The organism is Aquirufa sp. (assembly GCF_044377215.1).
GTDB lineage: Bacteria > Bacteroidota > Bacteroidia > Cytophagales > Spirosomataceae > Aquirufa.
Genome location: NZ_JBILJM010000045.1, coordinates 1 through 13,709, shown reverse-complemented (window position 1 = coordinate 13,709; position 13,709 = coordinate 1). Strand labels below are relative to the sequence as shown.

Annotated in this window: 13 protein-coding genes; 9 read left to right on the top strand and 4 right to left on the bottom strand. The window is 39.5% G+C overall.

What is annotated here, in order from left to right:
- Positions 1-532, bottom strand: a 532-nt coding sequence (rsgA, locus tag ACIQ6T_RS10580; RefSeq protein ID WP_395786187.1) for a GTPase RsgA, incomplete at its 3' end; no start/stop codon positions are given.
- On the bottom strand, positions 519-1,718 hold the full coding sequence (locus ACIQ6T_RS10575; protein WP_395786185.1) for a 3-deoxy-D-manno-octulosonic acid transferase: 1,200 nt from the start codon (positions 1,716-1,718) through the stop codon (positions 519-521). The genes rsgA and ACIQ6T_RS10575, both read right to left, overlap by 14 nt.
- Positions 1,719-1,836: 118 nt before the next feature.
- On the opposite strand from ACIQ6T_RS10575, the gene ytxJ reads away from it, so the two are divergent.
- The 7 genes from ytxJ (at position 1,837) to ACIQ6T_RS10540 (ending at position 8,993) form a co-directional block, all read left to right on the top strand.
- Positions 1,837-2,166 (top strand): bacillithiol system redox-active protein YtxJ, encoded by a 330-nt coding sequence (gene ytxJ, locus ACIQ6T_RS10570; RefSeq protein WP_395786183.1) that lies wholly within the window; start codon positions 1,837-1,839, stop codon positions 2,164-2,166.
- Positions 2,167-2,168: 2 nt separating this feature from the next.
- Positions 2,169-2,930 carry a hypothetical protein gene (locus ACIQ6T_RS10565; RefSeq protein WP_395786181.1) on the top strand — a complete coding sequence of 254 codons (762 nt, stop codon included), beginning with the start codon at positions 2,169-2,171 and terminating at the stop codon, positions 2,928-2,930.
- Between the two features lie 10 nt (positions 2,931-2,940).
- Positions 2,941-3,810: a lipoyl synthase gene (gene lipA, locus ACIQ6T_RS10560; RefSeq protein ID WP_395786179.1), complete on the top strand. Its 870-nt coding sequence runs from the start codon at positions 2,941-2,943 to the stop codon at positions 3,808-3,810.
- A gap of 9 nt (positions 3,811-3,819) precedes the next feature.
- Positions 3,820-5,010 (top strand): lycopene cyclase family protein, encoded by a 1,191-nt coding sequence (locus ACIQ6T_RS10555; RefSeq protein ID WP_395786177.1) that lies wholly within the window; start codon positions 3,820-3,822, stop codon positions 5,008-5,010.
- Between the two features lie 61 nt (positions 5,011-5,071).
- Positions 5,072-6,328 (top strand): methionine adenosyltransferase, encoded by a 1,257-nt coding sequence (gene metK / locus ACIQ6T_RS10550; protein WP_395786175.1) that lies wholly within the window; start codon positions 5,072-5,074, stop codon positions 6,326-6,328.
- A gap of 111 nt (positions 6,329-6,439) precedes the next feature.
- Positions 6,440-7,552, top strand: coding sequence for a VWA domain-containing protein (locus ACIQ6T_RS10545; protein ID WP_395786173.1), 1,113 nt, complete (start codon positions 6,440-6,442; stop codon positions 7,550-7,552).
- A complete protein-coding gene (locus ACIQ6T_RS10540) occupies positions 7,521-8,993 on the top strand; it encodes an AAA family ATPase (RefSeq protein ID WP_395786171.1) in 1,473 nt (490 codons plus the stop codon). The genes ACIQ6T_RS10545 and ACIQ6T_RS10540 overlap by 32 nt, the downstream gene beginning before the upstream one ends.
- A 33-nt stretch (positions 8,994-9,026) precedes the next feature.
- On the opposite strand, the gene ACIQ6T_RS10535 is transcribed toward ACIQ6T_RS10540, so the two are convergent.
- Together ACIQ6T_RS10535 and ACIQ6T_RS10530 are read right to left on the bottom strand one after the other, a co-directional pair.
- On the bottom strand, positions 9,027-9,359 hold the full coding sequence (locus ACIQ6T_RS10535; RefSeq protein WP_395786169.1) for an HPF/RaiA family ribosome-associated protein: 333 nt from the start codon (positions 9,357-9,359) through the stop codon (positions 9,027-9,029).
- A gap of 127 nt (positions 9,360-9,486) precedes the next feature.
- Positions 9,487-11,124, bottom strand: a complete 1,638-nt coding sequence (locus ACIQ6T_RS10530) for a VRR-NUC domain-containing protein (RefSeq protein ID WP_395786167.1) — start codon at positions 11,122-11,124, stop codon at positions 9,487-9,489.
- Between the two features lie 162 nt (positions 11,125-11,286).
- On the opposite strand from ACIQ6T_RS10530, the gene ACIQ6T_RS10525 reads away from it, so the two are divergent.
- Together ACIQ6T_RS10525 and ACIQ6T_RS10520 are read left to right on the top strand one after the other, a co-directional pair.
- Complete coding sequence (locus ACIQ6T_RS10525) at positions 11,287-12,477, top strand: phosphoglycerate kinase (RefSeq protein WP_395786165.1); 1,191 nt, start codon at positions 11,287-11,289, stop codon at positions 12,475-12,477.
- 81 nt (positions 12,478-12,558) lie between these two features.
- Positions 12,559-13,709, top strand: a 1,151-nt coding sequence (locus ACIQ6T_RS10520; protein WP_395786163.1) for a Mur ligase family protein, incomplete at its 3' end; no start/stop codon positions are given.

Here is a 13,709-nt window from a genome sequence, read left to right as displayed (position 1 = left end):
CTTGAAACATGGCTTTAAACTCTTCAACACCTTGATTAACAGGAATCGAAGTAAACAAAATTCCATAACCTAATTCTTGATATAATGCGGCATACTCAAAGACCTGTTCCCGTTCTTCCTCATTCATTAAATCCATTTTATTGAAGACAATATGCACAGGGATACGAAATGCCTCCGCAGTCACCAAAAACCGATCCAAAAAGCCCAATGATGTTTTTGGAAATTTTAAAGTCATTACAAAAATAGCTTGGTCGACATTGGCAGCTAACATCTGCCCTTGAGCTGTTTTATGTACAGATTTACGAATTAGATAATTTGTTCTTGGTAAAATTTCTTCAATCAAAACGGTTTGATGTACCTCATCTTCCATCGAAAACATGACCCAATCACCTACGGCAATCGGATTCGAAGTGGTGGGACCCTTTAGCTTAAACTTGCCTTTAAGTCGGCCGGCAAAAACCACCCCGGAATCGGCACGCACCTCATACCATGAACCTGTAGAGCGCATAATCAAGCCTTTACTGAGCGACATAAGCTATATTTTTTAGTTCAATATATTCCATAATTCGTGCGGTAGCCCCGGCCTGCATAGCCACATAATTTCTTGACATCACTTGTTTATTGACCAAAAGCTCATCATCATCAAAAATTACGCGCATCGAATTTTCCAAGGATGCAGCATCAGCGATTGGAAAAGCTAAACCAAGCGATACCAAATCAACCGCCTCATGAAACTTTTGATAATTTTTATTTCCAAAAAAGACCGTTGGCCCATAAACCGCAGCCTCCAACGTATTATGCAATCCAGCGCCAAAAGCCCCACCAATATACGCAAATGTGGCTCCACGATACATCGTGGCCAGTCGGCCTACTTCATCCACAATCAATACCTCCGCGTCTTCAACAAAATTTCCCTTCGAAAACATGACGGAAACGGCCATTTGATTCTTCCAAGATTGTAATTCAGCCGAATGAATCTCATGAGGAACAATTACCCATTTTACAGGAAATGCATGTGCATTAATCAAAGGAATAATACAATCCATATCGGCTTGCCACGCAGACCCAACAACTATAAATGCTTGATTATCAACAAAATGAGCCAACAAATCCCAAGGTTTAGAATTTCGAGCATTGGCAAGCACTCGATCAAAACGCGTATCTCCCGCGACAGTGACCTGATGAATTCCAATCGATTCCAGTAAATCTTTGGATTCCTTATTTTGAACGAAGAGGTGGTTAAAGTTGGCCAACATACCCCTAAAAAACCCACCATACCATTGAAAAAATGATTGATTTGAGCGAAAAATTCCAGAAACTAATATGGTTTGAATTCCACGTTGTTTCAAACCAGTAAGATAAAAGTACCAGAATTCATATTTGACAAACAGCGCAATGTGTGGCTTGACTAAATCTAAAAAACGCGCACTTGCATGCAATCCATCAAATGGCAAATAGCTAACAAAATCAATGCCTGGGGTATTCTTTCGAACCTCATACCCCGATGGCGAATAAAAAGTTACTAAAATAAAATAATCAGGATACTGATTTTTGAATGCCTCAATGATCGGTCGGCCTTGCTCAAATTCACCCATCGATGCAGTATGAATCCAAAAAACTGGCTTCGTATTCAATTGCATCACAGCTTCCAATCCTCCCCAAATGGCTTGTTGGCCCTCATGCCACAATTTAGCTTTGGGGTGAAACAAAGAAGCCATACGCATAGTTTGGCGATATAAAAACAAGGCAAAAGAATACAACCAAACTCTCAAGATTTTGCTAAATTTGATGTTGAATTGATAAAATTACAAAATAAGTGGTATTTGCCACTATCACATGAACTGGAATCAACTAACAACAGAGCAACAACTGGACGAAATAATTGGGAAATCAGCGGAAAAACCCGTAGTCATTTTCAAGCACAGTACCCGTTGTTCGATTTCATCTACGGCATTAAGTCGCTTAGAGCGTGCATGGGATGCGGAGCAGACACCGGCATTTTATTTGGATTTAATCGCTTATCGCCCCATTTCAGGAATAATTGCAGAAAAGTTTGATATAGAACATCAATCACCACAGATTTTGGTGATAGACAATGGAAAATGCACGTATTCTGCCACGCATTGGGATATTTCAATGGAAGATTTAAAGCCTTATTTAGTTTAATCATGCGAAGAATTGGAGGAATCATCTTGTTCATTTATTTTCCACTGGTTTTAATGGGCCAACGGAAAAATGCGGTAATTCAAGCACCCCAATCTCCAAAAACAGCACAATCTAGTAATTGGTCTTTAGGCGTTTCAACATCAACAAACTCAGGTATTTTTGGCGGAATTCAATTCAGAAAACCTTTGGGGGTGAAAGAAAATAGGAATTTTATTCAACTGGAGGCTGCCCTACTAAAAGACTACCGAGAATTCAACTCCCCATATACATTTAATGGACGATCACACGTGGACGGCAAATTAAACCAGTTGATTGTATTACGTCCAGCTTATGGTCGGCAATGGACTCTATTGCAAAAATCAACTGAAGGTGGACAAAAATTAATGGGACTGATTTCAACTGGCCCAAGTATTGGCATTCAAAAACCATACTATGTTGAAATATCTTACGACACGAATGGCATGCAAGCTGTGTCGGAGGTTCCGTACGCGAAAACATTAGACAACAGTTTCAAAAAAGTAACAATTATGGGTGAAAGCAGCCTTTTTAAAGGTCTGAATGAATCCATTATTGTACCTGGCTGGCATGTTAAAACAGCTGTCAATATGGAAATTGAAACATTGAAACAGAATAATATTAGTGTTGAAATTGGATTTGTTGTCGACTTTTTCTCCAAACCAATTGAAATGCTAAACTTAACGGCCGGTCGGCAAGTTTACACAACCGGATACATTAGTTTTTCCATGGGAAAACAAACAAAATAACGCCTACATCATGATTGAATTACCTCAAATAAGCCCTGCATCTTCAACGCGCAAACCCGATTGGCTTCGTGTCAAATTACCAATTGGCGAGAGTTATGCCAAAGTGCGTAAGCTTGTAGATGAGTATAAATTACATACCATCTGTCAATCTGGAAATTGTCCAAATATGGGCGAATGTTGGGGTGAAGGAACAGCGACATTTATGATTCTAGGCAATGTTTGTACGCGATCGTGCACATTTTGTGCCGTGGCAACAGGTAGACCACAAGAGTATGATGAAGATGAACCGAGGCGTGTGGCTGAAGCGATCCAACTCATGCAAGTGAAACACGCTGTTATCACGTCCGTTAACCGCGATGAATTAAAAGATAAAGGGGCTGAAATTTGGTATCAAACGGTTCGTGCGGTAAAGGAAACTACGCCAGCAACGACCATAGAGACATTAATTCCAGATGTGAAGGCCAACTGGGATGCCTTGATTCGCATGATTGAAGGTGGACAAGAAGTTGTTTCCCACAATATGGAAACCGTTGCACGTTTGTATCGCTATGTACGTCCACAGGCGAAATACGAGCGGAGTTTGGAGCAAATCAAACGGACAAAAGAATTTGGAAAACGTAACAAATCAGGGATTATGTTGGGCTTGGGCGAAACTCAGGATGAAGTTTTTCAGACCATGGATGATTTAATTGCAAACGGCCTAGATGTATTGACTTTAGGGCAATATTTACAACCGACTAAAATGCACCATGAGGTGATTGACTGGATTCACCCAGATACCTTTGCCATGTACAAAGAAGAAGGACTCAAGCGCGGACTTGCTTATGTAGAATCAGGCGCCTTAGTTCGTTCAAGTTATCATGCAGAAAGACACATTTAGATGAGTGACATGCCGCAGGAAAATCAGTCAACGTACACCTATATCCTCGCGGGTGGTGGCATGGCTGGATTGTCTTTAGCGTATTACCTTAATCAAAGTAATGTCCCATTTGAATCCATTCTAATTATTGATCAAGCAGAGAAAAACACGCGCGATAAGACATGGTGTTACTGGTCCGATCAAGTAGAACCCTTTGATTCTGTCGTAGAGCATAGTTGGAACCAACTTTGGTTTCATTCATTCGATAATCGGAGTGACAAATTTTCGATTCTTCCCTTTAGCTACCGTAAAATCCAGAGTGATAGCTGGTATACATTTATCCAAAAGGAACTGAAACAAAATCCCAAAATTCAGTTTGTTCAAACAAAAATACTTGGCTTTTCATACGAAGGGCGTTTTGCCAAAGTTCAGACAGAAGCCGGAGAATTTACCGCAAGTGAAAAAATCTTTGATAGTATTAGTTCCTTTCCATGCGAGCTCCAAAATTCGCAGCACCTAAAACAACATTTTGTAGGGCTTACCATAGAGGCCAACTTCCCAATCTTCGATCCGGAAGCAGCTCATTTGTTTGATTTTAGAATTGCGCATACAACCGCTTGTGAGTTTATGTATGTGCTACCTACATCTGATCGGATTGCGTTGTTTGAGCATACCTATTTTTCAGGCCAACTGAAAGAAAAACAGCACTATTTGGATCAAATTAAGGCATATTTGGTGGGAGCCTATGGTTTAGAAGAAGATGATTATTTGATACAGGAAGAGGAGTCAGGCATTATTCCAATGACCATGTCGGATGCTGAACCCCAAAATTTACATACGAAAATCATACAGATTGGTACCTCAGGCGGATTTGTCAAAGCGACAACGGGATATAGTTTTTTACGGACACAGCGAAAATTAAAAGAATTGGTGGCCAACATAGAAAACGGAGCTTTAGATGCGCCTGTGAATGAAACAAAACCATTTAAGAAGTGGATGGATCGCGTGTTTTTACAGGTTTTGATAGACCAAAAAATAAAAGGAAATCGCGTGTTTGAATCGCTATTTCAAAAAAACAAACCCCAACTTATTTTAAGGTTCCTCGAGGAGCAAACAACAATTTGGGAGGATTTGAAATTAATGACAACCGTCCCTACCCTTCCGTTTATGCAGGCGGCGTTTAAAATTGGCCTCGCCGATCTACCTTTTCCTAAAAAATGATTGCCTTGCCCGAATATAAATCTTAGATTTGCACGTTTTTAAAACTAACAACCAATACCCAATGGCTTATTTATTTACTTCAGAGTCAGTATCAGAGGGACATCCCGATAAAGTTGCTGACCAAATTTCAGATGCGTTAATCGACCATTTTATGGCGTTTGACCCCACTTCTAAAGTTGCTTGTGAAACCTTAGTCACTACGGGACAAGTAGTTTTGGCAGGTGAAGTAAATACAACTACCTATTTGGATGTACAAGCAATCACACGTGAAGTAATTCGTAAGATTGGCTATACCAAGTCAGAATACATGTTTGAAGCAAACTCATGTGGTATTTTATCTGCCATTCATGAGCAGTCGGCCGACATCAACCAAGGTGTTGATCGGGCAAATCCAGAGGAGCAAGGCGCGGGTGATCAAGGAATGATGTTTGGTTTTGCAACAAAAGAAACAGATAATTATATGCCATTGGCCTTGGATTTGGCTCATAAAATCCTTCAAGAATTATCCTACATCCGTAATAATGAGCCCAACTTAATCGGATATTTACGTCCGGACGCTAAATCACAGGTAACAATCGAATACAGTGACGATCATACGCCACAACGTATTGATACCATCGTTGTTTCTACACAGCATGATGACTTTGCAAGCGAGGCGGAGATGTTGGCAAAAATCAAAAAAGACATCGTTGAAATCGTTATTCCTCGCGTTAAAGCAAAGTTAAAGCCTGCATTACAAGCTTTGTTTAATGATGCAATTACATATCATATAAATCCTACAGGTAAATTTGTGATCGGTGGACCGCATGGAGATACAGGCTTAACAGGTCGTAAAATCATCGTAGATACATACGGTGGCAAAGGTGCGCACGGTGGTGGTGCATTCTCAGGAAAAGATCCATCCAAAGTAGATCGTTCAGCAGCATATGCGACGCGTCACATTGCGAAAAACTTAGTTGCGGCAGGATTATGCGACCAAGTATTGGTTCAAGTTTCGTATGCAATTGGTGTAGCTAAACCATGTGGTTTGTTCATCGACACCTACGGAACAGCTAAAGTAAACTTAACAGATGGAGAGATAGCACGGAAAGTAGAAGCAATTTTCGATATGCGTCCATACTTTATTGAGCAACGTTTGAAATTACGTAACCCTATCTATTCTGAGACAGCAGCATATGGTCACATGGGTCGCAAAAACGAGATTGTTACCAAAACTTTTCACGGTCCAGGCGGCCAAAAAGTAACTAAAGAAGTCGAATTATTCACTTGGGAAAAATTAGATTACGTCGATGCAGTTAAGTCGGCATTTGGAATTTAAAATTCACCAACTTACAAAAGAAGGTGCTCCTCATGGGCACCTTTTTTTATGGTTTATATTCGGCTTTATTTGAACAAATTTTAGCCTAAGGGAGTTAAACACATCATGAGCATGACAGGTAAAAAAGGTTTTTATTTTAAGGAATTCGAAGAAAAAAGCATTTCTCCGTTTGACAAGCTTTTTGGTATTTTCAAAGAATTAATCACACATACATCTGGCGATTTTGATGAAGCAATTGAATGGTTGCGCGAATTAGACAAAGAATATGAGTTGACCGATGAAAACTACACCATCGAAAATTTCATTGAGGACCTAAAAGCTAAAGGCTACATTCGTGAAGAAATAGACGAAAATGGTGGTTCGGGAATCGGAATCACGGCTAAAACAGAACGTGCGATTCGTCAAACAGCACTAGAAAATATATTCGGAAACTTAAATAAAAGTGGTGCAGGAGATCACAAGACAAAGGCTTCTGGTCAAGGAGATGAACTCACAGGTGAATTTCGTTCCTATCATTTCGGGGATAACTTGGATAAAATATCCCTGACAGAAAGTTTGAAAAATGCACAAATCAATCATGGAATAGGGGAATTTGAACTAACAGAGGAAGATTTAGTGGTCGAGGATACGCAATACAAATCCCAAATGAGCACTGTCTTAATGATTGATATTAGTCATTCCATGATTTTATATGGCGAAGATCGAATTACACCTGCCAAAAAAGTGGCAATGGCTTTAGCTGAATTAATTACGACACGCTACCCAAAAGATACCATAGACATACTCGTTTTTGGAAACGACGCCTGGAGTATTTCCATTAAAGATATTCCCTATTTGAAAGTAGGTCCCTACCATACCAATACAGTTGCAGGATTGCAATTGGCCATGGATATACTTCGAAGAAAACGCAATACCAATAAGCAGATTTTCATGATTACAGATGGGAAACCAAGCTGTGTGAAGGAAAAAGATGGAACCTATTACATGAATAGTAATGGATTGGATCCTTATGTAACCGAAAAGTGCTACACGCAAGCAGCTCAAGCACGAAAATTACACATACCGATTACCACCTTTATGATTGCCCGAGATTCATATCTCCAACAGTTTGTTGATAAGTTTACGGAGGCCAATCAAGGAAAAGCTTTTTACACAGGTTTACGTGGATTAGGCGAAATGATATTTCAAGATTATGAAACGAATAGAAAGAAAAGACTCAAATAAAATGATTAAGAATTTAGGAGAACTAAAAGCCTCAGGCTACCAAAGTAAATCCATCAAGGATGAATTACGCGATAATCTTATCCAACACATGCAAGCCGGCACGACCGTTTTCGAAGGTGTTCATGGATTCGAAAATTCAGTCATTCCTGAATTAGAACGTGCCATTTTATCGCGGCATAACATCAACTTATTGGGACTTCGTGGACAAGCAAAAACACGCCTTGCTCGCCTCATGGTAAATCTTCTAGATGAATATATCCCGTATGTGGCTGGCTCTGAAATCAATGATGATCCATTGAATCCCATTTCCCGCTTTGCGATAAATCTAATCGAAGAAAAAGGGGATCAAACACCCATTGCTTGGTTGCATCGTGCCGACCGATTTGCCGAAAAATTAGCGACACCGGATGTGACCGTTGCTGATTTAATTGGTGACGTGGACCCCATTAAAGCTGCTAATTTAAAACTATCCTATTCAGATGATCGTGTGATTCATTTTGGAATGATTCCAAGAGCAAATCGCTGCATCTTTGTCATCAACGAAATACCGGACTTACAAGCGCGAATTCAAGTAGCTCTTTTTAATATTTTGCAAGAAGGTGATATCCAAATTCGGGGTTTTAAATTACGTTTACCCTTGGATGTTCAATTTATCTTTACGGCTAATCCAGAAGACTATACGAACCGAGGTAGTATTGTAACGCCGTTAAAAGATCGGATTGGATCTCAAATATTGACACATTATCCAGAAAGTATCGCGATAGCGCGCAAGATATCTTCACAAGAAGCACGGATAAATTCAGCTCAAGTAGATCGCGTACATATTCCTAATCTCGCTTATGATTTATTAGAACAAATCATCTTTGAGGCTCGTCAAAGTGAATACATCGACCACAAGAGTGGCGTGAGTGCACGTATGAGTATTTCGATGCTAGAAAGTTTAGTTAGTACGGCAGAAAGGCGATCATTACTCAACAAGGAAACGCATACAAGCGTACGATTAGCCGATTTTATGGGTGTAATTCCAGCCATAACAGGTAAAGTTGAACTCGTCTACGAAGGTGAGCAAGAAGGAGCGGCATTTGTGGCGGAACAATTGGTTGGACAAGCCATCAAAACATTCCTTCCGGGAATGTTTCCGAAGATCGAAAAGTTAAGTAAGAAAATTGAAGATAGCCCTTACAGTGCACTACTTGAAACAATCTTTTCTGATGGAGGCTTGGTCTTATATGATGAATCGTCAGATAAGGATTACCAAACTACCTTAGACGAGTTAAAACCTTTAAAAGCTTTGGTATCCAAATACCAACCTGACACGCCTGCGGCAGATCGCTATTTTGTAGAAGAATTTGTCTTGTGGGCCTTGGCGGAACACCATAAACTAGGAAAAGACCGCCTTCAAGATGGCTTCCAATTTAAAGACTTACTGGGTATCCTGTAATAAAAAAGCGCCCTAATTGGGGCGCTTTTTCGTTTATTCTAAAGAAAGACTGAGCTTATCTGTTTTGACTTGGTTGACTTTTGATTTGAATCGTTTAATTTGTTCAGCTAAGGCGTTCAATGCTAAATCCAAGGCCTCTTCAAATGAACGAGCTGTTTCCTTCACAAACAGAATCGCCCCCGGAACAACAATTTTAATTTCTAATAACTTCTCTCGCATTTTACCTTCGCCTCTGGCCAATTTCAAAAATACATCGCCGCCGGTTATTCGATCATAAAAAGTATCTAATTTATTCAACTTAGCTTGAATGCTATCCAACAATTTACGATCAGCACTGAAGTGAATAGCGTGTACTTGCACTTTCATAATCATTAAATTTAAAGGGTGAATAGAAGCTTTGGGAATCCTAGCAAAGCCACCGAAAAACAGAACGTTTTAGATTCATTGAAAAGGTATATTATTTTCGAAAGCTTGTCAAGCAATTAACAAAAATTTATTTCCAGGCGACACGAATCAATTGGAAAGGAATACCTAATTCAGCAAACGTATCATGCCAAAAATGCTGAATAGCCGATAAATGGTCATTGGGAGACTTCACTTCCACAAAGTAAAATTCATTCTCGCGTTGAATAAATAAATCTGGAAAACCTTTGGCATGTGTGGATAAGCGTGACCACATGCATGTCAATACTTGCTGCAGCGCAGGTGTTTCTACATGCATTAAAACCTTTTCAATTAACTCCCAATTTAAAAATCCCCATTCCACTAAAGGATTAATAATGCCTTGATGTTGTTCAGCAACGGTTTGCATGTGAACCAAAACGCTTGGGCGATCATGAAGCATATCGAGTAGCTCTGAAAATCGAGTAGGATTTACCTGCGTAAAATCGATGGTTGGCGCATATTGAAACGGATGGTGAAATCCGGAACTATGATCCGTAAAAATCAACTCCCACGTAAGTAAACCCAATATATTTTTCCAAACGCCATTTTCGCAAAAAGTGGCATAATAACCTTGTGCTTCATAATAATCAATAACACCTTGTTCGACGCGGCCATTATAGGAACCGTCAATTATGATTTTCTCAGCCTTTTTTAACCGGGATGTGACTTGCTTTACCTGTTTTTTTGATGCGTGCCGAGCTAAATAATCTTGAAAAAAATGCAGTTCCGTTGGATTTTCAACATGCGCTCGACCAAATTCCGCCCAACGTAATGCTTCATCCATGCGTTTTAACTTAGTCAAAATACGTATTCGGCGCTCTAACGCTTGCGCAGAACCAGCCAATTCAAAAACCTCTAAAGCGTCCACCAAATGGTTTTGACGTTCAAGAAATCGACCTACCTGAAACAACAACCGTTCATAGGCTGGAACTGCCAATTCGGATAACTCGGAGGCCATTGGTATGATGGTATCAAACAAAGATTCCTTCAATTGTTCAGGATCCACACGATCCTGCTCCGTATAAAACCAGTCCCGCCAAATACTAATTTTCCATTTATCATCAATCTCCTTTCGCGTCGTGAAATAAGGCTGAAAATCCTCCTCCGCAATCTCCATGTATTGTCGGTGCCCTAAATCCCTCACTACAAATTCCTTCAAATCCCGATTCTTACTGCCAAAAAAAAGAAACGAACAAAACTGATATAGGTCAAGCTTCAAGGGTCTAATCCATAAATTTGGATCAAACTTTTTCGGTATTTGAGCGCCAACTAACATGTCAACTAGTGCTTGCTTGGATAATGACTTAATCGATTTACTCGCAGACGAAATGGACTCAAGAAATTCGACACAATGTGATTTAGTCAGGACTTGTAAAAATGCTGGATTAAGTGAGGAATCAGTGTAAATACCTACAAAACCTTGGTTAATTAGTTCGTCCAAAGCCACCTCGACTGACTCAATCTCCGAGTAAACCAACGATGAGCGTTTAAACCAAGTAACACTCCGACCACTTAATCGAAGGTACATGCATTGGGCTGCGAATGAGAGTGATTGGAAGGATTCAACAAATTCGGATTCAAGCGGATTAAGCAAATATTTGTAATGCTTATCTACATAGCGCAAAACATATTGAAAGTAATCCCAATAATAAGTTGGAGAAAAATTGGGGACACTTGGGTTCTCCATGAATTGGGCGAATAAATTATGCCTAAAAATAGGACTATTTTGGTATAATTTTCAAGATTTTAAACAGAAAATTAGATTTTTTCAACAATTTAACAAATGATGCTATCTTTGCAAGCCTGATATTTTTCGGGTTAATCAAACCATTCTAACGAAACAAAATTTATGCTCACGGTTTCAAATTTCAATTTTGCTGACAAAAAAGCATTAGTTCGTGTTGACTTCAATGTACCTCTAAACGAGCGTTTTGAAATTACGGATGATACACGCATCAAAGCAACAATCCCAACGATTAAAAAGATATTATCGGATGGAGGATCAGCCATTTTAATGTCACATTTGGGACGACCAAAGGATGGACCCATCGAGAAATATTCCTTAAAGCATTTAGTCACACCGCTATCACTGGTGTTTGGCGTAAAGGTAAAGTTTGCCACTGATTGTATTGGCGAGGATGCTATTGCATTAGCAGCTGAATTACAGCCTGGTGAGATTTTATTATTAGAAAACTTACGCTTTTACAAAGAGGAGGAAAAGGGAGATGAAGCATTTGCACAAAAATTAGCTGACTTAGGAAATGTGTGGGTAAATGATGCATTTGGCACTGCACACCGCGCACATGCATCAACTGCCATCATGGGTAAATTCGTTGCGGATAAAGTAGCCGGTTATGTGATGCAGGCTGAGCTTGAAAATGCGAAGAAAATTCTTGACTATTCAGAACGCCCTTTTACCGCTATCATGGGAGGGTCAAAAATTTCAGATAAAATCTTAATTATTGAACGATTACTTGATAAGGTTGATAACTTGATTATTGGTGGCGGAATGACCTATACATTCTCATTAGCAGAAGGAGGTAAAATTGGTAAATCAATTTCAGAACCGGATAAAGTAGCACTCGCGAAAGAACTAATTCAGAAAGCGAAAGAAAAAGGAGTTAATCTAATTATGCCGGTTGATAATGTATGTGCAGATGATTTTAATAACAATGCCAACCGCCAAATAGTTAGTCGGGGCGAAATTCCTGATGGATGGGAAGGTTTGGACATCGGTCCAGAATCGGTAAAATTATTTCAAGATGTGATTGCTAAATCGAAAACCATATTATGGAATGGCCCCATGGGTGTATTTGAATTCCCGAACTTTGCCATAGGTACCAATGCGATTGCAGATGCCGTTGTAAAAGCAACAGAAGAAAATGGCGCATTCTCGCTCATTGGAGGTGGTGATTCAGCATCAGCGGTTAATAATGCTGGTTATGGAGACCGCGTATCCTACGTGTCTACTGGAGGTGGTGCATTGTTGGAATACATGGAAGGCAAAACCCTACCTGGTGTTGCTGCATTAGAGGCTTAATTATTCTACATATTTATTTTAAAAGGCGAGGATTTGTTTCCTCGCCTTTTTGTATTTTAGTCTTTTGTTCAATATTTGCCCATGATTTATCCCAACGAACCCGTTCAATTAAAGTCGACCTACATCAGTTTAGACAGTCGGCAAATATATGAACCAACTGATACGGCATTTTTTGCTGTTCGAGGACTACACCATGATGGGCATCAATTCATTGAATCACTTTATCAAAAAGGGGTTCGAGAATTTGTTGTTGAAAAAATGGCTTGGCACGGACCACTAGCAGAAAAAGCAAAATCATGGAGCAATACCTCTGTTTGGGTCGTCAATAACAGTTTAGAAACCTTACAGCATATTGCGCATTTACACCGAATAAGCTTCGGCCTACCTGTTGTAGCAATTACAGGATCCAATGGAAAAACAACGTGCAAAGAATGGTTGTTTACCCTGACAAAATCAAAATTTCAAGTAGTACGAAGTCCTAAGAGTTTCAATTCTCAAATAGGGGTTCCACTTTCTATTTGGGGAATACGAAACCAACATACATTAGGCATTTTCGAAGCAGGCATTTCAAAGTCAGGCGAAATGAATCGCTTAGAACCCATCATTCGACCAGAATTTGGAATATTAACGCATTTTGGGGAAGCACATAGTAAGAATTTTGAAAAGGAATCAGATAAATTAATTGAAAAACTTCAATTATTCCGTCACGCAAAAAAACTAATTTATCGAGCAACATCGAATACTGACCCAGTGGTAAAAGAGGCGATGCAAGTGATTAATCCGACATGCGAATTGATAAGTTGGAGCACAACTGACCCAACTCAATCCATCTATGTTTATTGGAAGATTACGGGGAAAACAAGCCAATTAAAATTTCAGAAACGCAATCAATCTGAAACTTTCTTAGCAGTACAATGTGCTTTACATGATGAAGCATCATTAGAGAACTTAAGCCATTGTCTCATTCAGGCCCACTTTTTGGGTATGACTAATGAGGAAATTAATGCCGCAGTGATTGGTGTTAAACCAGTGTCTATGCGGCTAGAAATAAAAGAAGGAGTTCGTAATAATCAACTTATCGATGATTCATATAACAATGATTTAGATGGATTAAAATTAGCACTGCCCCTATTTAAGCGCTACGAAGAAAAAAACAAAGTTTTAATCATTAGTGATTTTATAGAAACTGGAATAGAAGAGGCCGACTTATACAAACAAATAGCCCAGTTACT

Bases quoted from the DNA above. Each gene is read 5' to 3' on its own strand.
- ACIQ6T_RS10575 (WP_395786185.1), bottom strand. From the start codon at position 1,718: ATGGCTTCTTTGTTTCACCCCAAAGCTAAATTGTGGCATGAGGGCCAA.
- ytxJ (WP_395786183.1), top strand. From the start codon at position 1,837: ATGAACTGGAATCAACTAACAACAGAGCAACAACTGGACGAAATAATT.
- ACIQ6T_RS10565 (WP_395786181.1), top strand. From the start codon at position 2,169: ATGCGAAGAATTGGAGGAATCATCTTGTTCATTTATTTTCCACTGGTT.
- lipA (WP_395786179.1), top strand. From the start codon at position 2,941: ATGATTGAATTACCTCAAATAAGCCCTGCATCTTCAACGCGCAAACCC.
- ACIQ6T_RS10555 (WP_395786177.1), top strand. From the start codon at position 3,820: ATGCCGCAGGAAAATCAGTCAACGTACACCTATATCCTCGCGGGTGGT.
- metK (WP_395786175.1), top strand. From the start codon at position 5,072: ATGGCTTATTTATTTACTTCAGAGTCAGTATCAGAGGGACATCCCGAT.
- ACIQ6T_RS10545 (WP_395786173.1), top strand. From the start codon at position 6,440: ATGACAGGTAAAAAAGGTTTTTATTTTAAGGAATTCGAAGAAAAAAGC.
- ACIQ6T_RS10540 (WP_395786171.1), top strand. From the start codon at position 7,521: ATGAAACGAATAGAAAGAAAAGACTCAAATAAAATGATTAAGAATTTA.
- ACIQ6T_RS10535 (WP_395786169.1), bottom strand. From the start codon at position 9,359: ATGAAAGTGCAAGTACACGCTATTCACTTCAGTGCTGATCGTAAATTG.
- ACIQ6T_RS10530 (WP_395786167.1), bottom strand. From the start codon at position 11,124: ATGGAGAACCCAAGTGTCCCCAATTTTTCTCCAACTTATTATTGGGAT.
- ACIQ6T_RS10525 (WP_395786165.1), top strand. From the start codon at position 11,287: ATGCTCACGGTTTCAAATTTCAATTTTGCTGACAAAAAAGCATTAGTT.